Raw genomic sequence first — 26,209 nt, 5'->3', positions numbered from 1 at the left:
CACGCACTATCAGGTTTTTGGCAGCGTCACGCCGCGCTGTCCCTGATACTTGCCGCCACGGTCGCGGTAACTCACCTCACACACCTCATCAGATTCGAAAAACAGCATCTGCGCGACACCTTCATTGGCGTATATCTTCGCTGGCAGCGTGGTGGTATTGGAAAATTCCAGAGTCACGTGGCCTTCCCACTCGGGCTCCAGTGGCGTGACATTCACGATGATACCGCAGCGCGCATAGGTGGACTTACCCAAACACACCGTCAATACACTGCGCGGAATCCGGAAGTACTCAACGGTGCGCGCCAGCGCGAACGAATTGGGCGGAATAATGCAGGAATCGCCAGTAATGTTTACGAAACTGCGGTCGTCAAAGGCCTTGGGGTCAACCGTTGCCGAGTAAGTATTGGTAAACACCTTAAACTCATTGGCACAGCGCACATCGTAGCCGTAGCTGGAAGTACCGTAGCTGATGATTCGATTGCCATCCTGCTCGCGCACCTGCCCCGGCTCGAAGGGCTCGATCATCCCTTCTGACTCCGCCATTCGACGAATCCACTTGTCTGATTTAATCGCCATTGCTTTCCCCTGAGCCGCCGCATCGGCAGCAAATAGTATTAATCGTCGCTAATAGAAATCTGTGGTGCCGCCGCACTGCTGCGCTGGCGCCGGGCCAACTCGACCGCCGTGGCCGTGGCCATATCGCGATACAATTGTGCCGCTTCACTGTCAGGTGCCTGCGTCACCACCGGCGCGCCGCGATCGGCCTGTTCGCGAATCTGCATCGACAGCGGCAAGGCGCCCAGCATCGGCACAGCGTAGTCACGAGCGATATGCTCTCCACCACCCTCACCGAATATATGTTCTGCATGGCCGCACTGGCTGCACACATGCACCGCCATATTCTCGACCACACCCAGCACCGGCACCGACACTTTGGCAAACATCTCAATGCCCTTCTTGGCATCGAGCAAGGCGATGTCCTGTGGCGTAGTGACCACAACGGCACCCGCAACAGGCACTTTCTGTGAAAGGGTCAACTGAATATCACCGGTTCCCGGTGGCATATCGATAATCAGGTAATCCAGATCCTGCCAATAGGTTTGGTATAACAACTGCTGCAGCGCACCGGTCGCCATGGGGCCGCGCCATACCATTGGTGTTTTCTCGGTCACCAAATACGCCATCGACATCGACTGAATACCCTGCGCCTCAATGGGCAACAGATACTGCGTGCCGTATTGCTTGGGGCGCACACCCGACTCAACGCCCAACATCATCTGTACGCTTGGGCCATAAATATCGGCATCCAACAGGCCAACTCTCGCGCCTTCGGCAGCCAGTGCCAAGGCAAGATTCACCGACGTGGTCGACTTGCCCACGCCTCCCTTACCCGATGCCACCGCAATAATATTGCGGACATTTTCCATGTTTTTAATGCCCTGTGACGCCTGATGAGCGGCGATTTCCCAGCTCACGCTCACTTCACAAGACAGCCCCTGCGCCGCCAAACTGTCGCGCAAAAATGCCTCGTACTGTTGTTGGTGGCTGCGCGCCGGAAAACCCAGCACCACCTCGCAAACACCCTCGGCAGGTATGCGAATACTGGCAATACTTGCCAGCGGCTGACTGAGCCCCGGCAGGGTTACGGCTGACAGGCACTCTTGAATGGCGTGTTCAGATGGCAAAACAGGCTCCTATATGGGCGGCCTCGGCGAGGCGTCACTACAGCGGCTAAGCGGGCGAGTATACGCCGCAGCAAGCGCCCTCACAACGGCCGCATAGATGCGTCGGCAACGTAAAAACGCTATAGTATCGCCCCCCGACGGCAACGCCGCCGGGCAGTCTACACCGCGGTAAACGCCGCTACGTCTCTGACTCATTGTTTTATGAAGGATTAGCATGTCGCGCAAGATTCTGGTTACCAGTGCCCTGCCCTACGCCAACGGCCCACTGCACCTGGGGCACCTCCTCGAATCGATACAAACCGATATCTGGGTGCGCTTTCAAAAATTGCGCGGCAACGACTGCGCCTACCTCTGCGCTGATGATGCCCACGGCACCGCGATTATGCTGACGGCGGAAAAACTCGGCATCACCCCGGAGGAGCAAATCGCTCGCGTCAAAGCCGAGCACGAGCGCGACCTCGGCGGCTTCCTGATCGAGTTTGACAACTACTACAGTACCCACTCCCCCGAGTGCCAACATTATTCGGAAGAAATATACCGCCGCCTCGAGGCCAATGGGCACATCGAGAAACGCGAAATCACCCAACTATTCGATCCCGAAAAGCAGCTCTTTTTGGCCGACCGCTATATCAAAGGCAGCTGCCCGAAGTGTAAAACCGAGGACCAATACGGCGACAATTGCGAGGCCTGTGGTGCCACCTACACCCCCGCCGAGCTGATCAATCCGCGCTCGGCCATCTCCGGTGCCACCCCCGTCGAAAAAGCCTCCACCCATTACTTCTTCAAACTGGGCGACTTCGAGCAACTGCTTCGCGACTGGACCAGCAGCGAGGCCCTGCAACCGCAGATCGCCAATAAGCTTCGCGAATGGTTAGATGCCGGCTTACAAAGCTGGGATATTTCCCGCGATGCGCCGTATTTTGGTTTTGAAATTCCCGGCGCACCGGGCAAGTACTTCTACGTTTGGCTGGACGCGCCCATCGGCTACATGGCCAGCTGCGCCAACTGGTGCGAGCGCGAAGGCCGCAGTTTCGATGACTACTGGGCAAAAGGCTCAACGGCCGAGCTCTACCACTTCATCGGCAAAGACATCATCAATTTCCACGGCTTGTTCTGGCCAGCCATGCTCGACTCCGCGGGCTTCCGCCAGCCCACGGCCATCTATGCCCACGGCTTCCTTACCGTCAACGGCAAGAAGATGTCCAAAAGTCGCGGCACCTTTATAAAGGCAGAAACCTATCTGAACCATCTGCCCGCCGAGTACCTGCGCTATTACTTTGCCGCCAAGCTCTCCGGCGCAGTCGACGACATCGACCTGAACCTGGAGGATTTCACCAAGCGAGTGAACGCCGACTTGATCGGCAAGCTGGTCAACATTGCCAGTCGCAGCGCCAAGTTCGTTCACAAAGGAAATGAAGGCCGCCTGAGCAGCGAACTTCACAAGCCGGAACTGTGGCAACAGGTAACCGGCGCCGCCGGCGACATCGCCACGCACCTCGAGCGCCGCGATTACGGCAAAGCCGTGCGCGAAATTATGGCACTGGCCGACGCGACCAATGAATACTTCGACGCCTGTGAGCCCTGGAAGCTGGCCAAACAGGAAGACGGTAAGCAAGAAGCGGCTGCGGTCGCCTCGCAATGCATCAATGTATTCCGCGTATTGGTTACCTACCTCGCTCCGGTGCTGCCAAAACTTGCTGAGCAGGTTGAGCAATTCCTGAATATTCGCCTGAGCTGGTCAGAGGAATTCACCCCACTACTCGACCACAAAATTGAAAACTTCAAAGCCATGATGGCCCGCGTCGACAGCGATAAGGTGCAAGCGATGGTCGACGACAGCCGGCAATCCATCGAGGCGGCGAAGACCGTACAAAAAGCCAGCAAAAAGCCAGAGAAAAAGGCGGCGCAGATCAATGACGATGCCATTGCGGACACGATAGAGTTTCCAGACTTTGCCAAAATAGACCTGCGCCTGGCCAAGATTGTCGATGCCCAGGCCGTTGAAGGGGCCGACAAACTGTTACAGCTGACGCTGGATCTCGGCGAGCACGGTCAAAAACAAGTGTTCTCGGGGATCAAAGCAGCCTATAGCCCAGAGCAACTGATCGGCAAGCTCACTGTAATGGTGGCCAATCTGGCGCCGCGCAAGATGCGCTTTGGTGTGTCTGAGGGCATGGTGCTGGCCGCTGGCCCCGGTGGCGACGAACTGTGGTTGCTGGAACCCCACGAGGGCGCCAAACCCGGCATGAGAGTCCAGTAAGCATTATCGATTTTGCCGATAATGCATTGTGGATTAAAAGATTTTAAATTGAACACTTGATCGAAATAAAATAGCATCTCGATCACAATAAATAGCGGGCGGCCATTTGTAGCCGCCGCGCTCCACGGCAATAGAGGCAAGCGCTTTGCTAGCGGATTACACAATACTTTTGCTCGGCGCCATTTTAGTGAACAACTTCGTGTTGGTTCAGTTCCTTGGCCTGTGCCCCTTTATGGGCGTGTCCAGCAAGCTGGAAACCGCTATTGGCATGTCGAGTGCCACCACCTTTGTACTGACACTGGCCTCTATCTGCAGCTGGATGACCTACGAGTGGCTGCTGCAGCCACTGGGTTTGGAATACCTGCGCACCATTACCTTCATCCTGGTGATCGCCGTGGTCGTGCAATTCACCGAAATGGTGGTGCGTAAAACCAGCCCCCTGCTCTACAAAGTACTGGGTGTTTTTCTCCCGCTCATCACCACCAACTGCGCGGTGCTCGGTGTCGCCCTGCTGAACATTAATAAAGAGCACAATTTCGTGGAATCCGCGCTCTACGGCTTCGGTGCCGCTGCGGGCTTCTCCATGGTGTTAGTGCTGTTCGCCGCCATGCGCGAGCGCATCGCTGTTGCCGATGTACCGGTGCCCTTCAAGGGCGCCGCGGTTGGCATGGTAACCGCCGGGCTGATGTCTCTCGCCTTTATGGGCTTTGCCGGACTGGTATAGCGGAGCCTTTATGATCGAGCTAATTACTCAACACCCCTTCGCTGCAGCACTACTGGCACTGGTCAGTCTGGGCCTGGTATTCGGCGCGCTGCTGGGCTTTGCTTCGGTAAAATTTAAGACCGAAGGCGACCCCATCGCCGACCAGGTAGAAGCGCTGCTGCCGCAAACCCAGTGTGGTCAATGCGGCTATCCAGGCTGCCGCCCCTATGCCGAAGCCATTGCCAATGGCGACGACATTAACAAGTGCCCGCCCGGTGGCGAGGCGACCATCGCCGCACTTGCCGACCTGCTAGGGGTTGAGGCCAAACCCCTCGACGCCGCCGAAGAAGCCGTACCGTCTGTGGCCTATATTCGCGAGGACGAATGCATCGGCTGTACCAAGTGCATTCAAGCCTGTCCCGTCGACGCCATACTCGGCGCCGCCAAACATATGCACACCGTTATCGCGAGCGAGTGCACCGGCTGTGACCTCTGCGTTGAGCCCTGCCCGGTGGATTGCATAGAGATGCGGCCCATCGAGACCACATTGCAGACCTGGCACTGGGACAAGCCGCAGCCGACAGAAGACCTAATCGCCAGCGACCGCCGCGGCAACTCGCCGATTGAAGCGGCCTGAACGCACGCCCGAGGATAGTCACGAAGCATGAGAAAGATTTGGGACATTCACGGCGGCATTCACCCGCCCGAGAATAAAACACAATCACTGCAAGACAATATCCGCGCTGCCGGTATTCCGGCCCAATTGATTGTGCCGCTGTCTCAGCACATCGGCGCACCCGCCGCGCCCATTGTTAATGTCGGCGATCGCGTATTGAAAGGTCAGATGATCGGCGAGGCCAAAGGCTTTGTCAGTGCGCCCGTGCACGCGCCCAGCTCCGGCACGGTAGCCGCCATTGAACCGCGTGTCATCCCCCACCCGTCGGGCATGAGTGCGCCATGCGTGGTAATCAACTGCGACGGCAAAGACGAGTGGATCAGCCATCAGGGCATTAGTGACTACCGCAGCCTCGACAAAAACACCCTGGTCGACACCATCCGCAACGCCGGTATTGCCGGGATGGGCGGCGCTGGTTTCCCAAGCTCGGTAAAACTCAGTGGCGGAAAAGACAAGCCCATCGACACACTGATCCTCAACGGCACCGAGTGTGAGCCCTATATCACCGCCGACGATATTTTAATGCAGGAACGCGCCGCCGAAATTATCGCCGGCGCCGAAATCCTGCGGCATATTGTCGAGCCCAACGAGACCCTGATCGGCGTTGAAGACAACAAGCCCGAAGCGCTGGCAGCCATGCGCGCTGCCGCCGAAGGCACCGGCATTGAAGTGGTTAGCTTCCCCACCAAGTACCCGTCAGGCGGCGAAAAGCAGCTGATTCAAATTCTCACCGGCAAGGAAGTCCCCTCCGGCGGCCTGCCCGCCGATATCGGTATTGTCTGTCAGAATATCGGCAGCGCTCGCGCCATCTATCGCGCCGTTTGCCACGGTGAACCGCTGATCTCTCGCGTCACCACTGTCACCGGCGAGGCCTGCAGCACACCGCGCAACTACGACGTGTTGATCGGCACCCCGGTGCAATATCTACTCGACCTCAGCCACTTCGACGCCAGTCGCTGTATTCGCCTGATTATGGGTGGGCCGATGATGGGCTACACCCTGCAAGATACCGCGGTGCCCATCGTTAAAACCAGCAACTGTGTGCTGGCGCCCACCGTTGAGGAGCTGCCGCCACCGCCACCTGCACAAGCCTGTATTCGCTGCGGCATGTGCGCCGAAGCCTGTCCGGTATCGCTGCTGCCCCAGCAAATGTACTGGTTCTCACGCGCGCAAGAGCACGACAAACTCGAGGAACACAACCTCGACGACTGCATTGAATGCGGCGCCTGCTCCTACGTCTGCCCCAGCAATATCCCGCTGGTGCAGTACTACCGCGCCTCCAAGGCAGAAATTCGTCAGGCCCAGCAAGACAAGATAAAGGCCGAGCGTTCAAAAGAGCGCTTCGAGGCGCGGCAGGCACGTATCGAACGCGAAGCCGCCGAGAAAGAAGCCAAGCGCAAGGCGCGCCTGGAAGCGGCCAAGGCCAAGCAACAATCTGCCACCAAAGACGGCAGTAAAGACGACATTATTCAGGCTGCGATCGCCCGCAGTAAGGCGAAGAAGTCCGGTGGCGCCGACACGCCGTCACAAGACCCCGCCCAAGCGGCCATTGCCCGCGCCCAAGCCGCGCGCAGTGGCGACGCCGTCAGCGAAACTGCCGAAGAAAAAACCGCCCGGCTGGAAAAACAGCTGGCCAGCACTGAAAAGCGCTTGGCAGCGGCCCAGCAAAAATTACAGCTGGCCATCGACAACAATGACGACAATGTTGAGGCCTTCCGCAGCGGCGTAGAAAAAACCGAAGGCAAGTTGCAAACACTGCGCAAGGAGCTCGACGCCCACCGCGCCAGCCAGGCACCTGCGCCCGCTGAAAGTGTTAGCGACGACCCGGCCGCCGCGGCGATCGCCCGCGCCCAGGCCAAGCGCGCAGGCGGGGCTGAAGCGGAGAGCCCCTATGCCGCCCGCGAGCGCCTGACGACGCAAATTGCCAGCACAGAAAAGCGCCTCGATGCTGCCCAGCAAAAACACGCTGATGCACAGGCCCAGGGCGATGCCAATGCCGCCGCCTTTGCCACCGCCGTAGAGAAAACCCAGGCGAAGCTGGACAAGCTGCGCGCTGAGCTAGCAGCCCTGCCCGCCGCCGAGCCTGAACCACCCGCCGAAGCAAGCAATGCCGACGACCCCGCCGCCCAGGCCATTGCCCGGGCACTGGCCGCACGCAACGCCAATGCCGAGTTGAGCGAGGCGGACAAGGCGCGCAACGCGGTCAGCTCGCTGGAAAAACGCATTGCCAAAACCCAGCAAAAGCTCGACCAAGCCCAGGCCGATGGCGACGACAACGCCGCGATTCTGTCCGACACCCTGGCCAAATTGCAGGGCAAGCTGGACGAGGCTCGTCAGGCCTTGGACGCCCTTAGCCAGGAAGAGAACTGATCATGGCGTTTTTGAAAGTAAGTTCCCCCCACGCCCACGGCCCGATGAGCACCGGCCGCGTCATGCGCCTGGTATTAATGGCGACCATTCCAGGCTTGGTGGCACTCACCTGGTTTTTTGGTTTTGGCACCCTCACCAATGTGTTGTGGGCCAGCCTGAGCGCCCTCGCTTTTGAAGCACTGGCCCTGAAGCTGCGCAAACGCCCCATCGCGTTTTATTTAAACGATTGCAGTGCACTGGTCACCGCGTTCTTACTCGGTATCGCCCTGCCACCCGGCTCGCCCCTCTGGCTGATTCTGGTGGGCACCGGTTTCGCCATCCTATTGTGCAAGCACATGTACGGCGGTATGGGCTACAACCCGTTTAATCCAGCAATGGCAGCCTATGTATTGCTGCTGATCTCCTTCCCGGTTGAAATGACTAACTGGCTGGCACCGCGCGGCGCCGTGCCGGCATCCGAGCTGCTCGGCCCCGTCGACGCACTGTTGCGCAGCCTCGGCATTGGCAGTGCCCCCATAGACGGCGTGAGCATGGCCACACCGCTGGACATTCTCAAACAAAATGACGCGCTACTGGTGGACGACCTGTGGGCACAAACCCCGCAATTCGGCACCGTAGCGGGCATCGGTTGGGAATGGGTCAACCTGGCCTTTTTGCTCGGCGGCCTGTATCTACTCTATCGCCGCGTCTTCACTTGGCACGCGCCCCTGAGCATGCTGCTGGCGATTGCCATTATGGCTCTGTTGTTTAATGACGGCGGCAGCTCTGCCTCCGGCGGCGGCGCACTGTTCAATCTGTTCAGCGGCGCCACCATGTTCGGTGCGTTCTTCATTATTACCGACCCGGTAAGCTCGGCAGTGTCCAATCGCGGGCGGGTGATCTACGGCGCATTGATCGGCGTGCTGGTCTACATTATTCGCGCATGGGGCAATTACCCTGACGCCGTCGCCTTTGCGGTGCTGTTAATGAACTTTGCCGCGCCCTTCATCGACCACTACACTCAGCCGCGCACTTACGGGCATAAAAAGCCCAACGCGCAGGAGAAAGCGTAATGCTCGGCCAATCCATTACGAAAAACGGTTTGCTGCTGGGACTGTTCGCCGTGGTGACCACCGGCGTAATCGCCGGCACCTACCTCTCTACCCGCGGCTTGGTGCAGGACAATATTCGCGCCGCTGAGGAACGCGCCCTGCTGGAAATTATCCCCCGCGATCGCCACGACAATAGTATGCTCGACGACGCCGTTGCGCTTGGCGACGATGCCCTCCTCGGCCTTCGAGAGCCGCGCAATGCCTACCGCGCCAAACAAAACGGTGAGGTAGTGGCGGTGATTCTCCCGGCGACCGCCCGCGATGGCTACACCGGCGATATCGACCTGATCATCGGCGTCAATCGGGACGGCAGTGTGGCCGGTGTGCGGGTACTGAGCCACCGCGAAACACCGGGGCTGGGTGACCAGATCGACTACAAGAAAAGCCAGTGGGTAGACGGCTTTATCGGCCGCAGTCTTCTTAATCCCGAAGCAGAAAAGTGGACAGTGAAGAAAGATGGCGGCGTCTTCGACCAGTTCACCGGCGCCACGATTACGCCGCGCGCCGTTACCGCTGCCGTGAAACGCAGCCTGAAATTCTATGCGCAGCAGCGACCCATGTTGCTAGACGAAGTGAAGCAGGAGAAAGGCGATGAGTGATGTGAACTACCGCGAGATCTCCCTGAATGGCTTGTGGAAAAACAACCCCGCCATCGTGCAGCTGCTGGGCCTGTGCCCACTGCTGGCCGTTACCGGCTCGGTGATCAACGCCATCGGCATGGGGCTGGCCACCATCTTCGTACTCACAGTATCAAATACCTGCGTGTCGCTGATTCGCAACATCACCTCCGATGCCGTGCGACTGCCAGCCTTTGTGATGATTATTGCCGCCGCCGTGACCTGCATAGAACTGTTGATGCAGGCCTTCGCCTATGAATTGTTCCAGATCCTCGGCATCTTCCTGCCGCTGATTACCACCAATTGCGTGATTCTCGGCCGCGCCGACGCCTTCGCCAGCAAGAACCGCCTGCTGCCGTCTATGTACGACGGTTTCATTATGGGGCTGGGCTTTTCAGCGGTGCTAATTCTGCTCGGCGCTATCCGCGAAGTGGTTGGTACGGGCCACATCTTCGCCAATATGGAGCTGTTATTCGGCGAGTCCGCAAAGGCCTGGAAGATTGTTTTGGTTGAAGACTACAAGGCCTTCCTGGTGGCGATATTGCCCCCCGGCGCCTTCATCTTCACTGGCCTGATCATCGCCCTGAAAAACGTGATCGACGGCGAGATTCAAAAGCGCGAGGCCGCCAAAGCGGAAAACACCGCGCCGACCAGTCGCCGCGTACGGGTCACCGGCAATATTAGCTAAGCCAACGTCTAGGCGGGCCTATGTCCGCCTTACAACTCAAATAACAGGTGCTGGCTGAGATCGCCCACCAAATCCACATGCATCTCGCGGCGGGCAAAACCCCACACGCCGTCCCGCTTGCACAGTTCATCCCGGTATCGACCGCTGATAATAGGCTGTAAGGCCAGTGCATCGGTGGCCTGCAGCACGGTATAGCAGGAACGCGCCGTCGCGCTGACCGCGCCCGGCGAATGTTCGATAATCACATTACTAATCAGGTGGCGGGTTTTCGGCGTGTTGCTATCGGCATAGAGGCGCGTCGACTGCTGGTACATCGCCAACACGGCCTCCTCGCCACTCACCACGCTATTGTGCGCCGGCGCGACAATATCGGCGTCGCGAAATAACGCCGCGACGCCGGCAAAGTCACCGGCATCAATTTTTTCAGCGTAGAGATACAGCAAGTTTTCAATCTGACGCGCGTCGTCCACGGCGACCTCACTCGAGCATTAGCGAGGGAGTACTACACGCAATTTTGCTATGCCGGTCAAGCCGCCCACCACGGCGCAGCGATTCGCGCCAAGCATTAAGCAGATTGCAGCATCATCCGATAGCGGCCGGGCGCCTGACCATACCAGCGCTTAAACGCTTTTTGGAAAGCACTTTGGTCGCTAAAGCCAAGCTCTGCGGAAATCTCCAACAAGCCGAGTTCACGGCGCGATATCAGCCCCAGTGAGCGCTCCTTGCGGGCATCATCCACCAAGCTTTTGTAACTGGTTTCGGTGTTGTTTAACCGCCGCTGTAAGGTGCGCGGCGCAATGCCCAACTGTGCGGAAATATCCTCCAACCGGGGCACGCCGTCGGCCAGTTGACTCACGATGCAGTCGCGCACATCTTTGATCAATCGGTCTTCAAATTGCAGATTCGACAACTCAATCAGCGCCGCTTGCTCCAGCGATTTGTGAATACCGGGATGGGGGTAAAGCGTTGGCTGGTCGAGCAGTTCACGACCGAAGTGCACCGCGTTTAATTTTTTACCGAAGGACACCGGCGCTTCAAACAAGGCTCCCATTTCCGCTTCACGCCCCTGCGCACCGTGAGCGAAGTGGACTTCTCGGCGCGTGGCACCGCGGTCCAACATCGGCTTGTTGACGCGATACCAATTGGCAAAGAAAAATTCGACAACATGAACCGACGCCTGCTGCCGGGGCGGTTGTTGCCAGCTCAGGCAAGCCGTGCTGCTATTAACCTCACTTAGCACCATATCGCCGTGGTCGATCAACAGGCGTGAAAAGCGCTGCATCGCATCCACGGCCTCGCGGGTATTGGAAGCGCTCATCCCCAGATAATTCACCATTCCCCAGGGCGTGCGCGAACAATGAGTGCCCGCTTTCGCGCCAAGGCAGGGGTCACCCAGCAAGTTCGCACCGGCGTCTAAGGTCATTTCAAACAAGCGTAGAGGAACGCGCCCTTGCTCACTAATGTGAGAAAGAGGATTCAGGCGCAATACCGATTGCAGCTGCCGGCTGCTGAGGCCCTGGCCCTCAAGGTACTCTAGAAGGTTATCGAGATATTCTTTGCAGACTGTTGGTGTTCGCATTTCACCCTCCCTACAAAACGCCCAGGCAAAGCACTGCGGGCGAATCTGTCACTGTTATTGTTGTGGGCGGCACGCCGCCGGTATGACCTAAACTGCGTAACAGACTAGCAATTTCGCAGCGAGACTTGTCCCCCTCCGCCACTAAAAGTATTATCATTAGTGACCGCCAATTTGTATCATTTATGGCCATAGTCGATTATTCATTGTGCAATTAATAGAAATGGAGCAGCTGGGTGCCCGTTTACTGCGGGTACTTTGGCGCCTACTGCAACAACACTATCCCGACATAGACTGCGCGGCGCTTGGTCGGCGCTGCGAGCTGGGCGAGACCTGGTGGCAGGCCACCGGCAACGATACGCTGATAAATGTAATGGTGTTGTTAAACGCCCTGCGCGACGACGGCGCGCCTGCCATTGCACTGGAACTGGGCGATCTTGCGCAGTTGAGCGACCTCGGCCTGCTGGGCTACGCCATGCTTACCGCCGCCAACTGTGAACAGGCCACGAATATCAGTTGTCACGCCTTCAGCGAAGCGAGCTTTTTAGTGCGGGTACACCTTGAGCGCGGCGAGCAACACGCGCTCATTCGCTTTGAACTCACCGACAATGCCCTGCCCATCGAGCAGCTGTTAATGGAGCTGTGCAGCGTCGCTGCCTGGCGCTATGTGCAAGGGATATTGCCCGAGGGCCGCGCCGCCGTGCCCGACTACGTAGAGCTGACCAGCAGCACACCCGACCACGCCGAGCGCTACCGCGAATTGCTGGGCTGTGAAGTGGTGTTCGACGCCCCGCGCAACACCATTGCCCTGCCCCTGCACTGGCTGAGCCGACCGATCCCCAGCGGCAATGAACAGGCGCTCATTGCCTGTTCTCACCACGTGCAGCAAATCGTCAGCGAGAGCTATCGCACAGCCGGCATTGCCCCGCAGGTTAAACGGCTGTTGATGTCGCGCCCCCAAGACTGCGAATTCAATTTGGCAAAAACGGCAAAGCTACTGCGTTTAAGCCCGCGCAGCCTGCGCCGACATTTGGAACAAAGCGGACACAGTTTTCGCCAAATTTGCCTGAGCGTGCGCATGGAATTAGCGCGGGAGTACCTGTTTAATACGCACATGAGTTTGAAGGAGGTGGCCTACCAGCTTGGTTATAAACACCCAAGCAATTTCAACCGCGCCTTCAGCGATTACTATGGTCAGTCCCCGCAGACGATGCGACGGCAGCACTACCAAGCCTTTCAGCGCGCAGAGCCGCCTGGCGCAGGCTGACAACTCTGGCGTCGAAAACCCTACTGATGTAGACCAACTGGCCCCACAATAGCGGGCTAGCTGGCAACCGCCATACTTTAACTTGCTAACAAGAAAAAAGGTTTACCTATGATTGCAGCCGACAACACCCCGATTCTGGTCGGAGTCAGCCAGCAGACCTACCGCGACACCGGCAATCCCGAGCGCACCCCTACCGATGCGCTTCAGGAAGCCCTGCAAGGCGCCCTGGACAACACCGGCAAAGGCGATGCACTGCGCGGTGCCATTGACGCCCTGTGTACTGAGCCCAGCCTGCTGGAAGTCTCGGAAGAACTGGCCGCATTACTTAACCGCTTCCCCGGGCCGGAATTGGCAAAGCGTTTGGGCTTTGACAATGCCCAGTGCCTGAAAGCCCCCGACGGCGGCAACGGCCCGCAAATGTTGATCAACCACTTCGCCGATGAGCTCAACCGCGGTAAGCGTCGCGCCGTGGCGATCTGCGGCGGCGAACTGACCGCGAGCTTTCGCACCCTGCTCGGTGGTGGCGGTGATATCGGCCACTGGCAGCAAGGCGCCAGTGGCGAAACGGAGCAGCCCTGGGCAGAACGCGACGGCGCCCACGCCCAGGAACACAAACACAATTTGTGGCTGCCCACCCATATGTATGCGCTGTTTGAAAATGCGCTGCGCCACCGCTATGGCCACAGCCTTGAACAACACCAGCAGCATATCGGCAAGATCATGCAGGGTTTGAGCGACACCGCTGCCGCCAACCCCGACGCCTGGTCCTACCAGCGGCCACGCAGCGCCGAGCAGCTCACCGGCTTTAACGAGCGCAGCCCCTGTCTCGCGCTGCCCTATAACAAATACCTATGCGCTCAGATGAATATCGACATGGCCGCCGCGGTGATTATGACCACCGTCGGCACCGCACGCGAACTCGGCATTGCCGAAGACCGCTGGGTCTACCTCAATGGTTGCGCCGAAGTGAATGATGTGTGGTTTGTTGGCGAGCGCGCGGACCTTTCCCGGTCCAACGCCGTCGCCCTAGCCGGTAAAACGGCACTGGCGCGCGCCAACTGCCAGATCGACGACATCGCTCTGATGGATATTTACAGCTGCTTCCCCTGCGCCGTTGAACTGGCCTGCGACGCGCTGGGTATCGACCCCTTCGGTGACCGGGCACTGAGCCTCACCGGCGGCCTGCCCTACTTCGGTGGCCCCGGCCACGGTTACAGCCTGCACGCCGTCGTCACCATGGCCGAGCAACTGCGCCAGCAACCCGGCGCCAATGGCATGATTACCGCCAACGGCTGGTATATGACCAAGCAGGCCATTGGTATTTACAGCACGCGCCCCGCTCACCAAAACTGGCAGCGCGGCGACGACGCGCCCTTGCAACAGCAGATCGACAGCCAAGACCACCCCCGCATTGATGACGCCCCGGAAGGCCCCGGTGTCGTGGACAGTTTTACCGTGGTCTGCGACGGCGACGGCCCGCAGCAGGGCATTATCGTTGGCAGCCTGGACAATGGCCGACGCTTCATCGCCCACACCGAGAAAGACGACGCCCTGCTCGCACAAATGATGCATGAGGATATGATCGGGCGGCGTGGCGTAGTGTCCACCGGCGAGGAGCACAATCTGTTTAGGTTCGACTAAGCCCTTCCGCACGCGCGGCGGCTGAAAACGCCGCCCATAAAAAAACCGGCAAATGCCGGTTTTTTTATGGCTTATCACCAGTGTGTGGCACGTGTTACTTACGCCATCGCGCGCGCATCACCGGTTTGCTTTAACAGAGTACGCAAAATCGCCTGACACTCTTTGCGGCTCATCAACACCGGTACCGGATAACCCGCCCCTTCCTTCACCGCATCCGCGGCAATGGCAGCAATATCCTCTTCACGCAGCGTATCCAACACATCGGGTACACCCAAACGGGTATTCAAATCCGCCACCGCATCGATAAATTTCTCTGCCGCCTGGGCATCGCCAGTGCTGGCATCGGCCACACCAATCAAGCGCCCCAACTCAGCCAGCGGTTTTTCCGAGGCCTTGGCCATAAAGCGCAATACCTCAGGCATGACTAAAGCATTTGCCAGGCCGTGTGGTGTGCCGTAATGGCGCCCCAACTGGTGAGCGATCGCGTGAACATTACCCACCCCGGCGTCGTTAATTGCCATACCCGCGTAGTAGGCCGCCAACGCCATTTGCTCGCGCGCCTCGGCGTCGCTGCCGTCACGGTAGGCACGCGGCAGGTAGTCGAAAATCATTTTTACCGCCGCAAAGCCGTAGCCATTGCTGCTCTCGGTGCCCCACAGGCTTATGTAGGTTTCCACCGCGTGGGTCAGTGCATCCATCCCCGTGGCGGCGGTGATCGGCGCAGGCATACCCAGCAGTAGGTCAGCATCCAATGCGACTGCTTTGGGCAGCATTTTAGGGTCGGCCAAAAAGCACTTTTCATGGCTCGCTGGGTCGGAAATTACCGCAGCGATGGTCGCTTCTGAGCCAGTACCAGAGGTCGTCGGCAGTGCAAATAGCGGCAAAGGCGCCGCTTTTACTTTGAAGTAGCCCTCAAGCTTACGACCGTCGCGGCCATTGGTCGCCGCTGAGGAAATGGTCTTGGCGCAATCAATTGACGAGCCGCCACCAATAGCCAACACCGCATCGCAATTGTGCTGCTGTTGCAGTGCCAGGCCTTCATCAACCATTGCAAAGGTTGGGTCGGGAAGAATGCCGTCATAAATTACGCAGTCGACACCCTCTTCCTTCAACACATCAACGGCCTTACCGACAATGCCCAGCTCCACCAAAATTTTATCGCTGACAATTAACACGCGCTGCGCGCCTTGGCGGGCAATATGTCGACACAGCTGCGCCGTACTTCCCTGGCCGTTGAAGGCCATATAAGCCAGCGACGGCATCAACTTGAAGGGAATAGCAATCAACGCCAGATACGTGCGCTGTAGCAGGGTTCTAAAAAATTTACTCATCCTTAACTCCATAGCAGGACAGTGATTCTGTAATAGCCAGTTCGGTATACGCAGTGGCTACCGGCCTGTGGATCATGCCTTATCAGGCAGTTTCGCCCTGATACTTAGGCACGATACTGGCGCGCAGTTCTTTTTTCAGTATTTTGCCGCTGGGGTTGCGTGGCAGCGCCGCCACATATTCGATCAGCTTCGGCGTTTTAAACCCGGCCAGTGAGCTGCGACAGTGTTCAACCATTTCGTCGACGGTGATCTCACCGTCTTCACCTGCCACCAGCACCGCCAGAGGAACTTCGCCCCATTTTTCGTCCGGCACACCAATCACCGCCGCATCGGCAATTTTCGGGTGAGACATCAATACGTTTTCTACTTCCGCGGGGTAAATGTTTTCGCCCCCGGAAATAATCAAATCTTTCACACGGTCTTTAATAAACAGATAGCCGTCTTCGTCCAAATACCCGGCGTCGCCGGTATGCAACCAGCCATCCACCACGGTTTTTGCAGTGGCCTCTTCGCGCTTCCAATAGCCCTTCATCACCTGTGGGCCACGGCCGAGAATTTCACCCACCTCGCCGGTAGGCAGCGTATTGCCCTTGTCATCGACAATACGCAACTCGGTGCCAAACACCGCGCGACCGCAGGAGCGCAGCAATTCAGGTTTGCCCTGCAGAGCACGCATGTGATCGTCGTTGGTGAGGAAGGTCAGTGCGGTGGTCGACTCCGTCTGACCATAGCCCTGATAAAACTCGCAGTCGAAGACTTCCAAACAGCGCTTTAATAGGTCCACCGAAATCGGCGACGCGCCGTAGTTGATCCATCGCAGATTCGGGAATTCGTATTTCTCGATATCGGGAATGCAGGCGAGCGAGAACTGCAGCATCACCGGCACCACGGAAACATAGGTGATGTTCTCATTGGCCATGGTCTCGATCATGCCAATGGGGTCGTAGTCGCGGTGCAACACCAACTCGCAGCCGTAATACACCGCCATCAAGGCACCCACCAAGCCCAGGGCATGGAAGGTAGGCGCGATAATTAAGGCGCGGTCACCGGCGCGCGGCGCGCGGCCAGTGGTCAGCGGCGCTTGAATGCTGTTACAGATCAAATTGCGGTGGGTCAGCAAGGTACCCTTAGGCAAACCGGTGGTGCCGCTGGTGTACATTTGAAACAGCACATCGTCGCCGTTCAGGGTCACCGCGTCCGGCGTCAGTGCTTCGCCCAACCACTCGTTTAAGGGCACTGCGCCATCGACATCACCCACAATAGAAACCTGCTCCACACCGGCCAGATAGGAGCCGATCAACGGTGCAAATTCGCCGTCGACAAACAGCATTCGAGCCTCGGCGTCTTCAGCAATAAAGCCCACTTCATCAGCGGTAAGGCGGTAGTTAATGCCTACCGGCACCACACCGGCGCGCGCACAACCAAGAAAAACCAGGAAGTTGTCCAGGGAGTTCTTGCTGAGAATGGCCACTCGGTCACCCTTGGTGATGCCGCGCGCCTGCAAGCGCGCTGCGACGTGCCCCATTTTCTGCCACGCCTCGGCGTAGCTCAAATGGCCGTCTGCGTCATTGCCAAAGGGCGCTTCGGGGCGCATTTTTGCCTGAAAGGCCAGGTACTCAACAAAACTATCAAACATGGGTGTCTTCCTTATCGTTTTTATCAGAGGGCGCGCGCCCCGCTACGCGGCCTGCGGCCCGTAGCGCAGCGCCGCAAACCGCCGACGTTGCCAATCACTGTCACCGAACAGGGTGTCGATAACCATTAGTCGCTTTAAGTAGTCGCCAATGCTCAGCTCTTCGGTCACGCCCATACCGCCGTGAAGCTGCACCGCTTCCTCGGCGACTGCGCGGCCGTGTTTGCCGACCATGGCTTTCAGTGCCGCCGTATCACTGGCTGCCTGCGCTTCGCCACCACTGTGCGAACACAGCGCACGCACCAGTAGCGAACGGCATTGCTCAGTAGCCGTGTACATGTCCACCATGCGGTGTTGTAGGGCCTGGAATTTGCCGATGGGCTGGCCAAACTGCTTGCGGGTATTGCTGTATTCCACTGTTTCTTTCAGCAGCTTTTCCATCGCGCCAACCGCTTGAGCCGACACCGCAATGGTCGCTTCGGCAATCACCGTTTCGACCATTGCCAGGGCGGCATCGCCCTCGCAGATCACGCTATCGCCAGCGAGCTCCACCGCATCGAATTGAATATTCGCGACGCGCTGGCCGTCCATCAATTTGAAGGCATCGCGCTGTACGCCATTGCTCGTCGCGGGCACCGCAAACAGTGTGTAAGCGTCATCCAGCCATGCGGCCACAACCAGCACATCGGCGGCCGCGCCATTGAGCACCAGCGTTTTACTGCCGCTCAGGCGATATCCGTCAGCGCTGCGCTCTGCGCGGCAGTCCATGGCATCGAGCTGGTGGCGGCTACGACGTTCCTGATAGGCGAACGCGGCGTGGCAGCTGCCCGCCATAATTTCTTCCAGGTAGCGGCCTTTTACTGCCGCGTTATTGCCGAGCGCAATCAACTGAGCGCCCAGCAGAATCGAACCCAGATAGGGCTCAACGGCAACGCTGCGGCCCATGGCTTCCATTAGTACGGAGGTATCCACCACCGAACCGCCAAAGCCACCTTCCGCTTCGGGCAGGGGCACGGTCAGCCAACCCAGCTCGGCGTAGTCCTGCCACACCTTGGCGGAAAAACCTGTCCCTTCAGCCAGGTACTGTCTGCGTTGGTCGGCGCCGTAGCGCTCGGCCATATATTTATCGATACTGTCTTTGAGCAGTTGCTGCTCAGCATTGAGTGAAAAATCCATAACGCCCTCCTACAGCCCCAGCCCAAATTTCGCGATGATATTTTTTTGTACTTCGTTACTGCCGCCGTAAATGGTGCAGGCCCGACCGTACATGTACTCCCGTCGCGCTTGGTCGCCGTAGTCATGGCCCAGCGATGACAAATCAGCATCGGCCGGCAGCACGCTGCCGTACAGCCCCGCCACATCGAAAAACAAATTCTGCACAGCCTGTTGCAGCTCCGTACCTTTGAGCTTGAGCAAGGACGACTCCATGCCCGGTGCGCCGCCATTGGCCACGGTGGCCAGCACGCGCAGCTCGGTGTATTCCAGCGCCATCAACTCCATTTCAATGTCGGCCATGCGCGCCTGAAACGTGGGGTTATTCAACAGCGGCTGGCCGTCGTCGTTCTCATCGGCCGCCAGCTTGCGCACGTTGTTCAGCACTTGTTTGCAGTAAGCAATACCAGACAGCGCGGTGCGCTCGTGGCTGAGCAGCGCCTTGGCGTAGGTCCAACCCTGATTCTCTTCACCGATGCGGTTCACCACCGGCACCCGCACGTTTTCAAAGCTGACTTCGTTTAAGTGGTGCTCACCATCAATGGCAATAATCGGCGAAACGGTGATGCCTGGCGTGCGCATATCAATCAGCAAGAAGCTGATGCCCTGCTGCGGCTTGCCGCTGTTGTCAGTGCGTACCAATGCAAAGATCCAATCGGCGTACTGGGCGTAAGTGGTCCAGATTTTGGTGCCGTTAATCACATAGTCGTCGCCATCGCGTTCGGCGCGAGTTTGCAAACCGGCCAGGTCACTGCCCGCGCCCGGCTCGGAGTAGCCCTGGCACCACCAGGTGTCACCATTGAGAATGCCGGGCAAGAATTGCTGCTTTTGTTCCTCGGTGCCAAAGGTATAAATCACCGGCCCGACCATCTTCAAACCGAAGGGCGGCACATCCGGCGCGCCGGCTTCGGCCAGGGCGCTGTCGAAAATATATTTTTGGGTGTCGCTCCAACCACAGCCGCCGTGCTCAACCGGCCAGCCCGGCGCCACCCAACCCTTGTCGAAACGCTTTTTCTGCCACTCGATGGTTGCGGCTTTAAAGGTCTTGGGGTCGCGAATTCGCGCGGCCATATCGTCGTTAAAGTTGTCGCGCAAAAACGCCCGAACTTCCTCTTGGAAGGCGAGCTCTTCTGCAGAAAATGTCGCGTGCATAGCTTTCTCTCTATTATTGGCAGGCCACGCTGCATCCTGAATCTAGGCTATCAGCAGCGTACAGAAAGGGGTTAGTCCCCGGGCGCCGTTTGTTGGCAGCGGCCGACCCGGGGCAAGCAGACTTACCGCGGCTGCATGCGAATGCCGCCATCCATACGGATCACTTCAGCATTGAGGTAGTCGTTGGCGATTATGTGCATCGCCAGGCTGGCAATTTCCTCGGGCTGGCCGAGGCGCTTGGGGTTAAGTACCGACTGCGCCAACGACTGGCGCGCTTCTTCAGGCAAAGACGCCAACAGCGGCGTGTCGATCAAACCCGGTGCAATGGTGTTTACACGAATGCCGTAGCTCGCCAGGTCGCGGGCGATCGGCAGGGTCATGCCAACAACACCGCCTTTACTGGCGCTGTAAGCAGCCTGGCCAATTTGGCCGTCGAAGGCGGCAACCGATGCGGTGTTGATAATCACCCCGCGGCCACCAAATTCGTCAATGGGGTCTTGCTTGGCCATGGCTTCAGCCGCCAATCGCAGCACATTGAACGAGCCCACAAGGTTAATGTCGATCACACGTTTAAACTGGTCCAGCGGGAAGGCGCCCTGCTTGCCCACTGTTTTAATGGCGTTGCCAATACCGGCGAAATTACAGCAGATGTGAATCGCGCCGAAGGCCTCCAAACAGGCCTTCACCGCCGCTTCAACAGAGGCTTCGTCCGCCACATTGGTGGCAACAAACAGCGCGTTGTCGCTGCCCAGCTGCTCAGCCAGGGCCTGACCGAGGGCTTCGTTCATATCCAGAATGGCGACCTTGCCGCCCGCCGCCACAATCGACTCAACCGTCGCCTTACCCAAACCCGATGCACCACCGGTGACCAGGGCAACTTTTCCGTTTACATCCATCTTTCTACTCCTAAACGTTATGAGTGAAACCGCGCCTAGGCGCGATCAACAAAGGGAACGAAGCTGTCGGCAAATACATCGCGGGCAATAATCAGCTTCATAATTTCTGAGGTACCGGCAAAAATGCGGGTAATCCGCGCATCGCAGTACATACGGGAAATCGGATACTCGTCCATGTAACCCGCACCACCGTGCAGCTGCACGCCCTCATCAACCATGCGGCACAGCAACTCACTGGTATACAGCTTGGCTTTGGCAGCATCTTCCGCCGTTAATTGGCCACGGTTATGCACGGCAACACACTGGTCGACATAGGCCTGCGCCACATCCAATTCGGTGCGCAGTTCGGCCATTTTGAACTGGGTGTTCTGCATTTTTGACAGCGGCTTACCAAACACCTTGCGCTGCTCACAGAAGTCGCGCGTCACTTCAAACGCCTTCTGCGCTGAAGACAAAAAGCCGCAGGCGCCAATCAAGCGTTCTTCAGCCAGGCCTTCCATCAGGTAAATAAAGCCCATGGTTGGGTCGCCCAGTACGTTCTCTTTGGGAATACGCACTTCATTGAAGAACAGTTCGGCGGTGTCCTGCGCCTTCATACCCATCTTCTTCAAATTGCGGCCGCGCTCGAAGCCTTCCATGCCGCGCTCCACCAAAAACAGGCCCATCGCGTGGGGGTTGTTTTCCGGGTCGGTCTTGGCCGCTACGACCACCACGTCGGAATTAATGCCGTTGGTGATATACGTTTTGTTACCGCTTAGCAGCCAGTGGTCACCCATGTCTTTAGCCACGGCGCGCATACCCGCAAGGTCGGAACCGGCGTCGGGCTCGGTCATCGCCACGGCCAGAATCAATTCACCACTCACACAGCGCGGCAAAAAGCGCGCCTTTTGTTCTTCACTGCCAAAGCGGTCGATATAGGGGCCAACCAAACGGCTGTGCAGGGTGTTCGCCCAATCACCTGCGTAAACGTTGGCGGTCTCTTCAATAATGATCTGCTCAAAACGGAAGTCGCGGTCGCCCATGCCGCCGTATTGCTCGTCGGGCCAAACCATCAAAAAGCCCTGCTCACCGGCCTTTTTAAATACCTCCCGGTCAACAATGCCCTGCTCGCGCCAGGCATCCACATTCGGGGCCACTTCCTGTTCCAGGAATTTGCGGTAGGCCGAACGAAACATTTGCTGCTCTTCTGTAAAATCTCTGGGAAGCATGGTTCTTCTCTCGTTATTCAATCGGCGCGCTGGCGCCGAGGTTTGTTTTTCCTGCCAGAGCCGAGGCTCGGCACTGCGTGTCGACGCACAGCATCGCCTCGCCGCCCCCAAAGCGGCAATGATTGACCGTGACAACCACTTGACATTTTCTTACAAAAAACGGGAATCCCCTGCCCACTGGCGCGCATCGACCACCGCCGTCGCCTGCCGACTAGACCCTAAAAAACGCCTGCCCTACTGTGTCTGCCAAGATGTGCCGCACTGCGGCTAGCCACAACGAGGAACACCATGAACAGCACCAGCGTTGACTACCAAGACTACCCGCGCCAACCCAATCGCAAGCTGACGCATATTCCTGGTGACAGCGGCCTGCCCCTGTTCGGCCAGACCTTCAGTTTTTTGAAGAACTACAAAGCGCTCACCGAAATGCGCTACCGCAAATACGGCAAAATTTCGCGCGGCAACACCCTTTTCCAACACAGCCTGACCCTGCTCGGCCCGGAAGCGAACGAACTGGTACTGAAAAACAGCGACGGGCAGTTCTCCAGCATGTTGGCCTGGAACCCATTACTGGACAGGCTGTTCCCCAACGGGCTGATGCTGAAAGACGCCGAGGCCCACCGCTACGACCGTAAAATTCTGCAAGGCGCGTTTAAAAAGGCTTCTATCGAAGGCTATTTGCACACCATGAGCCCGCACCTGGAGCGCGGTCTGGAAGAGTGGCCCAAGGGCAAAGAGTTCCACTTTCAACACGCCGTAAAACAACTGCTGCTGGAAGTGGCCGCCGAGGTGTTTCTAGGTGTGGAAATGGGCGAAGAAGCCAGCGGCGTGAATACCGCCTTTGTGGACACCATGCTTGCCTCAATGGCGGTATTAAAGCTCCCCATCCCCGGCACGCTTTGGCATCGCGGCCTGACCGGCCGCAAGCATTTAGAACACTTTGTGATGGCGCATATCGACGACAAGCGCAAACACGAAGGCCGGGATATTTTCTCGCAGATCTGCCACGCCACCGATGAAGACGGCAACTACTTCTCCGACGAAGCGGTGCGCGACCATATTATTTTCCTGCTGTTCGCTGCCCACGACACCACAACCAGCACGCTGTGCTCCATTGTTTACGCACTGGCCAAGAACCCCGCGTGGCAGCAGCGACTGCGCGAGGAATACGCGGCCATCGGCAAAGACCAGCTCGACTACGACGACCTGAATAAACTCGACGACAGTAAGCTGGTGTTTAAAGAAGCCCTGCGCATGTATCCCCCCGTGCCGGCCATTCCGCGCCGCACCCTGAAAGACATGGACATTTTTGGCTACCACGTGCCCAAAAACACCGCAGTGGCCATCTCCCCACTACTCACACACTACATGGAAGAGTATTGGAGCAAGCCCAATGACTTCGACCCCGAGCGCTTTTCCAAAGAACGCGCCGAAGACAAAAAACACTTCTTCCAATGGGTGCCCTTTGGCGGCGGCGCACACAAATGCCTGGGCCTGAACTTTGCCGAGGTGCAAACCAAGCTGTTCCTGTTCCACCTGCTGCGCCGCTACAACATAAAAGTGAAAGACGGCTATGAAATGCCCCGCAGCTGGGTGCCGCTAATCTTCCCTGCCGACGGCTTGCCCGTGAGTTTTGAGCCCATCTGAAAGCACTAGCAAAACCAACTAACGACGGCCCGCGTACACGGGCCGTCGTTTTTATTTTCAGTGGATACTTATGCCTGAAAATATACCGCTATCGCAATGCGCGAACGTCCTGCGTGCCTTCGCGCCAAGCACCGCCGTGCGCCGTTAGACAGCACAGCGATGAATAAGTAGGCCACCACACAACATAACTGCACGAGAAAACCACCATGCCCGCTCCTTACTTCCCCGAATGCGAAAGCTCAGACTGGCAAACCATGCCGATGGTAGAAGGCACCTCCTTCGACAGCCACCTTGGCGCGTTTGAATTTCGTAAACTCGGCAATAACAACGCCCAGGCCCGCTTTGGGTGCGACGACAACAGTAAAAACATTCAGCACGGCATACACGGCGGCTACCTCGCCGCGCGCGCTGAACAAGTGTTTTATCTGCCGCTCTATACCGAGCGCTGCGTAGCATTAGGACGCGTCGTCACCATCGATTTCAGTATGCAGTTTTTACAGGGCGGAAAGCTCGGGCAAGACATAATCGCCGATGTTGAACTACTTCAGGAAACCGGCCGCATGGGCTTTACGCGCGGCACGCTCAATCAGGCAGGAAAGATACTGTGCAGCTTTAGCGCCACACTACGAAAGTTGCCTGCTTAAGGGTTAATCGGCAAGAAACCGGCAGTGGAACGAAATGGTGCAAGCAGAGCAAACGCTACTTCCACCCCTGCCGCCAGTTATCCGTATTCTTCAACACCGTCCAGTCAATCGACTCGGTGCGCTTGGACATCACCGCCTCGATCACACAGTCCACCACCACACCCTCTTCATCAAATTCCACCTCCGTCACCATAAAGTGCTTTTCTTTGTTGACTGGCTGAACCGCCGTCCACTTGCTGTGGAGGAGTTTTTTGGGATTGATGGGGTTCATGGTGAAGTTTGCTCCTTTGCGGCTCATAGTACTAAGGCCACGGGATTGTACGACTGCAGGTACTTAGCAGATATACGCACCCTCTGCGGTTCACGACGCTCTCCGGCGACGGTCAGCTTTGTTTTTTTAAATGCCTTACTGCTATCATGCGCACACTGTATACGCATAGTGCATACAGGAGATTCTGGAATGCGCGGGATATTTGATAAAAAGGCTCCAAAAAAAGCCACAAACCTTAGCATAAACAGCAGATTACTTGCCGAGGCAAAGAGCTTAAAAGTAAACCTTTCTGCTACCCTTGAGCGAGCACTGGAAGAGGAAGTCAGAGCAAGCAAACGCAGAAAATGGCGCGAAGACAACAAACAAGCCATAGAGAACTGCAATCGCCTTGCAGAAAGCGGGCTCTTTGCTGACAAACATCGGGGCTTCTAATGAAGCAATTCGACCTATACGAGAATCCAGATTCTGATAGCCACGCAACCTACCCTTTCTTCGTGGATGTACAAACCGACCTACTCGATGATCTCAATAGTCGCGTCGTTATATCGACTTCTCCGGTACAGGATGCAAAAAAATTTCCCTAAAACCTGTGCCCCATTGTAAAAATTGGGAACTAACAATAAGCGGCGCCCTGACATGGGCGCCCGGCAGCCGCTAAGCGCTTACATAAGTATCTGCCACCAAACGCACCCCGATGCGTTTCTATGAATCGCAGTCGGCCTGCTTCTGATCTTTCAGATACTGTTCCCACTTTTTTTAAGAAGTTGTTCTCGTTTTTCAAAGCCGCCAACGATAAAACGTCACCGGCCGAACGCCCAATATCTCTGCAATCTGGGCTGTGTATGCATCGAGCTTTTCGGTTAGCACTACCACTTTGATTTTATAATCAACCGCGCATTTAATAACCCGTTCTTTGCTATGAATCTTTGCCATACTTGCCTACCTCCAGGTTGAGATAGGCGTCTACTAATTAGGGGAACGTTCCTTTCGGGTGTCCGGCGACCGAAAGGAAAAAATTGCCTGCACTTGTTAAGGGGCTTTATCCACGACCACACTTTCGAACCCCATGTATAGAACTTGTTCTTCATTTTTTACGATTTCATAGCTACTTAAGTCTAATTGGCGATCTAACGTTAGTCCGTATTTATTTTTTTTATTGAAGGGGGTTGGAAAAAGAGAAAGCTGAATAGATTTATTCAATATTCTGCAGTCTTGTTCCGGCATCGGCAATACTATTTGATACATACTATTACCGAAGGCTGTCACAAATTGTAAATAGGGAACGTCCGCCACATGTTCCTTCCTTTTCAGAAGAAAGAGTGTAGTGGTCAAGTAAAACTGGCCACGGGTTTATAAGTTTTCCAGTACATACTTTCTGCCACATTTGGCGGCAGGTCATCGTTGTGTCGATGCGGCCTGATTCCGCTGTAGTAGCCAATCACATAATCCGTGATCGACTGCTTCGCTTCAGCAAAAGAGCGGTATCCCGTTTCCGGTACCCACTCGGTTTTCAAGCTGCGGAAGAACCGTTCCATTGGCGCGTTATCCCAGCAGTTGGCCCGCCGACTCATGCTCTGCTTAATCTGGTAGCGCCACAGATGTTGCCGGAAGCGCAAACTGGTGTATTGAACGCCCTGATCT

26 protein-coding genes are annotated in these 26,209 nt (G+C 57.1%); 13 read left to right on the top strand and 13 right to left on the bottom strand.

Features of this window, described 5'->3' with window-relative positions; translation table 11 throughout:
• Nucleotides 1-9 precede the first annotated feature (9 nt).
• A complete protein-coding gene (gene dcd / locus H573_RS0106065; protein WP_027873484.1) occupies nt 10-576 on the bottom strand; it encodes a dCTP deaminase in 567 nt (188 codons plus the stop codon).
• Nucleotides 577-614: 38 nt separating this feature from the next.
• Entirely contained in the window at nt 615-1,685 is a 1,071-nt protein-coding gene (gene apbC / locus H573_RS0106060) for an iron-sulfur cluster carrier protein ApbC (RefSeq protein ID WP_051171052.1), read from the bottom strand.
• Nucleotides 1,686-1,899: 214 nt separating this feature from the next.
• On the opposite strand from apbC, the gene metG reads away from it, so the two are divergent.
• The 7 genes from metG (at nt 1,900) to H573_RS0106025 (ending at nt 10,090) form a co-directional block, all read left to right on the top strand.
• Complete coding sequence (gene metG / locus H573_RS0106055) at nt 1,900-3,945, top strand: methionine--tRNA ligase (RefSeq protein ID WP_027873482.1); 2,046 nt, start codon at nt 1,900-1,902, stop codon at nt 3,943-3,945.
• A 145-nt stretch (nt 3,946-4,090) separates the two neighbouring features.
• Nucleotides 4,091-4,669: an electron transport complex subunit RsxA gene (rsxA, locus tag H573_RS0106050; protein WP_027873481.1), complete on the top strand. Its 579-nt coding sequence runs from the start codon at nt 4,091-4,093 to the stop codon at nt 4,667-4,669.
• Nucleotides 4,670-4,679: 10 nt separating this feature from the next.
• Nucleotides 4,680-5,285, top strand: coding sequence for an electron transport complex subunit RsxB (rsxB, locus tag H573_RS0106045; RefSeq protein WP_027873480.1), 606 nt, complete (start codon nt 4,680-4,682; stop codon nt 5,283-5,285).
• Nucleotides 5,286-5,312: 27 nt separating this feature from the next.
• Entirely contained in the window at nt 5,313-7,694 is a 2,382-nt protein-coding gene (rsxC, locus tag H573_RS0106040) for an electron transport complex subunit RsxC (protein ID WP_027873479.1), read from the top strand.
• 2 nt (nt 7,695-7,696) lie between these two features.
• Complete coding sequence (gene rsxD, locus H573_RS0106035) at nt 7,697-8,746, top strand: electron transport complex subunit RsxD (protein WP_027873478.1); 1,050 nt, start codon at nt 7,697-7,699, stop codon at nt 8,744-8,746.
• A complete protein-coding gene (gene rsxG, locus H573_RS0106030; protein ID WP_027873477.1) occupies nt 8,746-9,384 on the top strand; it encodes an electron transport complex subunit RsxG in 639 nt (212 codons plus the stop codon). The genes rsxD and rsxG overlap by 1 nt, the downstream gene beginning before the upstream one ends.
• On the top strand, nt 9,377-10,090 hold the full coding sequence (locus tag H573_RS0106025; protein WP_027873476.1) for an electron transport complex subunit E: 714 nt from the start codon (nt 9,377-9,379) through the stop codon (nt 10,088-10,090). Before rsxG ends, H573_RS0106025 begins: the two co-directional genes overlap by 8 nt.
• A gap of 29 nt (nt 10,091-10,119) precedes the next feature.
• Here the strand turns inward: H573_RS0106025 and H573_RS0106020 are convergent, their stop codons facing one another.
• Nucleotides 10,120-10,560 (bottom strand): nuclear transport factor 2 family protein, encoded by a 441-nt coding sequence (locus H573_RS0106020; protein ID WP_027873475.1) that lies wholly within the window; start codon nt 10,558-10,560, stop codon nt 10,120-10,122.
• 95 nt (nt 10,561-10,655) lie between these two features.
• Nucleotides 10,656-11,669, bottom strand: coding sequence for an AraC family transcriptional regulator (locus H573_RS0106015; RefSeq protein WP_027873474.1), 1,014 nt, complete (start codon nt 11,667-11,669; stop codon nt 10,656-10,658).
• Nucleotides 11,670-11,874: 205 nt separating this feature from the next.
• Between H573_RS0106015 and H573_RS0106010 the strand changes: the two genes are divergently transcribed.
• The gene (locus tag H573_RS0106010) at nt 11,875-12,933 is read left to right on the top strand and encodes a helix-turn-helix domain-containing protein (RefSeq protein WP_154653849.1); all 1,059 of its coding nucleotides are present in this window, start codon (nt 11,875-11,877) and stop codon (nt 12,931-12,933) included.
• Nucleotides 12,934-13,041: 108 nt separating this feature from the next.
• The gene (locus tag H573_RS0106005; RefSeq protein WP_027873472.1) at nt 13,042-14,574 is read left to right on the top strand and encodes a hypothetical protein; all 1,533 of its coding nucleotides are present in this window, start codon (nt 13,042-13,044) and stop codon (nt 14,572-14,574) included.
• 98 nt (nt 14,575-14,672) lie between these two features.
• Here H573_RS0106005 and H573_RS0106000 read toward each other — a convergent pair whose 3' ends face one another.
• The 6 genes from H573_RS0106000 to H573_RS0105975 form a co-directional block, all read right to left on the bottom strand.
• Nucleotides 14,673-15,905, bottom strand: coding sequence for an iron-containing alcohol dehydrogenase (locus H573_RS0106000; protein ID WP_027873471.1), 1,233 nt, complete (start codon nt 15,903-15,905; stop codon nt 14,673-14,675).
• Nucleotides 15,906-15,987: 82 nt separating this feature from the next.
• Nucleotides 15,988-17,541 carry a long-chain-fatty-acid--CoA ligase gene (locus tag H573_RS0105995; RefSeq protein ID WP_036255960.1) on the bottom strand — a complete coding sequence of 518 codons (1,554 nt, stop codon included), beginning with the start codon at nt 17,539-17,541 and terminating at the stop codon, nt 15,988-15,990.
• A gap of 42 nt (nt 17,542-17,583) precedes the next feature.
• A complete protein-coding gene (locus H573_RS0105990; protein ID WP_027873469.1) occupies nt 17,584-18,714 on the bottom strand; it encodes an acyl-CoA dehydrogenase family protein in 1,131 nt (376 codons plus the stop codon).
• 9 nt (nt 18,715-18,723) lie between these two features.
• A complete protein-coding gene (locus tag H573_RS0105985; RefSeq protein WP_027873468.1) occupies nt 18,724-19,902 on the bottom strand; it encodes an acyl-CoA dehydrogenase family protein in 1,179 nt (392 codons plus the stop codon).
• A 122-nt stretch (nt 19,903-20,024) separates the two neighbouring features.
• On the bottom strand, nt 20,025-20,798 hold the full coding sequence (locus tag H573_RS0105980; RefSeq protein WP_027873467.1) for a 3-hydroxyacyl-CoA dehydrogenase: 774 nt from the start codon (nt 20,796-20,798) through the stop codon (nt 20,025-20,027).
• Nucleotides 20,799-20,833: 35 nt separating this feature from the next.
• Nucleotides 20,834-22,006: an acyl-CoA dehydrogenase family protein gene (locus H573_RS0105975; RefSeq protein ID WP_027873466.1), complete on the bottom strand. Its 1,173-nt coding sequence runs from the start codon at nt 22,004-22,006 to the stop codon at nt 20,834-20,836.
• A gap of 288 nt (nt 22,007-22,294) precedes the next feature.
• Between H573_RS0105975 and H573_RS0105965 the strand changes: the two genes are divergently transcribed.
• Complete coding sequence (locus H573_RS0105965; protein WP_027873464.1) at nt 22,295-23,653, top strand: cytochrome P450; 1,359 nt, start codon at nt 22,295-22,297, stop codon at nt 23,651-23,653.
• 206 nt (nt 23,654-23,859) lie between these two features.
• Nucleotides 23,860-24,297, top strand: a complete 438-nt coding sequence (locus H573_RS18885; protein WP_051171051.1) for a PaaI family thioesterase — start codon at nt 23,860-23,862, stop codon at nt 24,295-24,297.
• A 55-nt stretch (nt 24,298-24,352) separates the two neighbouring features.
• Here the strand turns inward: H573_RS18885 and H573_RS0105955 are convergent, their stop codons facing one another.
• Nucleotides 24,353-24,595, bottom strand: coding sequence for a TIGR02450 family Trp-rich protein (locus H573_RS0105955; protein WP_234701843.1), 243 nt, complete (start codon nt 24,593-24,595; stop codon nt 24,353-24,355).
• 162 nt (nt 24,596-24,757) lie between these two features.
• Between H573_RS0105955 and H573_RS0105950 the strand changes: the two genes are divergently transcribed.
• Nucleotides 24,758-25,000, top strand: coding sequence for a type II toxin-antitoxin system CcdA family antitoxin (locus H573_RS0105950; protein WP_027873462.1), 243 nt, complete (start codon nt 24,758-24,760; stop codon nt 24,998-25,000).
• The gene (locus tag H573_RS19870) at nt 25,000-25,152 is read left to right on the top strand and encodes a CcdB family protein (RefSeq protein WP_036256026.1); all 153 of its coding nucleotides are present in this window, start codon (nt 25,000-25,002) and stop codon (nt 25,150-25,152) included. Before H573_RS0105950 ends, H573_RS19870 begins: the two co-directional genes overlap by 1 nt.
• A 445-nt stretch (nt 25,153-25,597) precedes the next feature.
• Here H573_RS19870 and H573_RS0105935 read toward each other — a convergent pair whose 3' ends face one another.
• Together H573_RS0105935 and H573_RS0105930 are read right to left on the bottom strand one after the other, a co-directional pair.
• The gene (locus H573_RS0105935) at nt 25,598-25,861 is read right to left on the bottom strand and encodes a hypothetical protein (RefSeq protein ID WP_036255958.1); all 264 of its coding nucleotides are present in this window, start codon (nt 25,859-25,861) and stop codon (nt 25,598-25,600) included.
• 35 nt (nt 25,862-25,896) lie between these two features.
• Nucleotides 25,897-26,209 (bottom strand): integrase core domain-containing protein (locus H573_RS0105930; protein WP_027873460.1); only part of this gene is annotated, 313 nt, incomplete at its 5' end.

This window comes from Neomelitea salexigens DSM 19753 (assembly GCF_000422345.1).
GTDB classification, from domain to species: domain Bacteria; phylum Pseudomonadota; class Gammaproteobacteria; order Pseudomonadales; family Spongiibacteraceae; genus Spongiibacter; species Spongiibacter marinus_A.
The sequence above is the reverse complement of the archived record's forward strand: the minus strand, read 5'-3'. Positions and strand labels throughout refer to the sequence as shown.

Coding starts and splice junctions, on each gene's coding strand:
- rsxD (WP_027873478.1), top strand. CDS start 7,697: ATGGCGTTTTTGAAAGTAAGTTCCCCCCACGCCCACGGCCCGATGAGC.
- rsxB (WP_027873480.1), top strand. CDS start 4,680: ATGATCGAGCTAATTACTCAACACCCCTTCGCTGCAGCACTACTGGCA.
- H573_RS0105975 (WP_027873466.1), bottom strand. CDS start 22,006: ATGCTTCCCAGAGATTTTACAGAAGAGCAGCAAATGTTTCGTTCGGCC.
- H573_RS0105995 (WP_036255960.1), bottom strand. CDS start 17,541: ATGTTTGATAGTTTTGTTGAGTACCTGGCCTTTCAGGCAAAAATGCGC.
- dcd (WP_027873484.1), bottom strand. CDS start 576: ATGGCGATTAAATCAGACAAGTGGATTCGTCGAATGGCGGAGTCAGAA.
- H573_RS0106005 (WP_027873472.1), top strand. CDS start 13,042: ATGATTGCAGCCGACAACACCCCGATTCTGGTCGGAGTCAGCCAGCAG.
- H573_RS0105990 (WP_027873469.1), bottom strand. CDS start 18,714: ATGGATTTTTCACTCAATGCTGAGCAGCAACTGCTCAAAGACAGTATC.
- H573_RS0106015 (WP_027873474.1), bottom strand. CDS start 11,669: ATGCGAACACCAACAGTCTGCAAAGAATATCTCGATAACCTTCTAGAG.
- H573_RS0105965 (WP_027873464.1), top strand. CDS start 22,295: ATGAACAGCACCAGCGTTGACTACCAAGACTACCCGCGCCAACCCAAT.
- H573_RS0105985 (WP_027873468.1), bottom strand. CDS start 19,902: ATGCACGCGACATTTTCTGCAGAAGAGCTCGCCTTCCAAGAGGAAGTT.
- rsxG (WP_027873477.1), top strand. CDS start 8,746: ATGCTCGGCCAATCCATTACGAAAAACGGTTTGCTGCTGGGACTGTTC.
- H573_RS0105980 (WP_027873467.1), bottom strand. CDS start 20,798: ATGGATGTAAACGGAAAAGTTGCCCTGGTCACCGGTGGTGCATCGGGT.
- H573_RS0106025 (WP_027873476.1), top strand. CDS start 9,377: ATGAGTGATGTGAACTACCGCGAGATCTCCCTGAATGGCTTGTGGAAA.
- H573_RS19870 (WP_036256026.1), top strand. CDS start 25,000: ATGAAGCAATTCGACCTATACGAGAATCCAGATTCTGATAGCCACGCA.
- H573_RS0105950 (WP_027873462.1), top strand. CDS start 24,758: ATGCGCGGGATATTTGATAAAAAGGCTCCAAAAAAAGCCACAAACCTT.
- metG (WP_027873482.1), top strand. CDS start 1,900: ATGTCGCGCAAGATTCTGGTTACCAGTGCCCTGCCCTACGCCAACGGC.
- rsxC (WP_027873479.1), top strand. CDS start 5,313: ATGAGAAAGATTTGGGACATTCACGGCGGCATTCACCCGCCCGAGAAT.
- H573_RS18885 (WP_051171051.1), top strand. CDS start 23,860: ATGCCCGCTCCTTACTTCCCCGAATGCGAAAGCTCAGACTGGCAAACC.
- H573_RS0105955 (WP_234701843.1), bottom strand. CDS start 24,595: ATGAGCCGCAAAGGAGCAAACTTCACCATGAACCCCATCAATCCCAAA.
- H573_RS0106000 (WP_027873471.1), bottom strand. CDS start 15,905: ATGAGTAAATTTTTTAGAACCCTGCTACAGCGCACGTATCTGGCGTTG.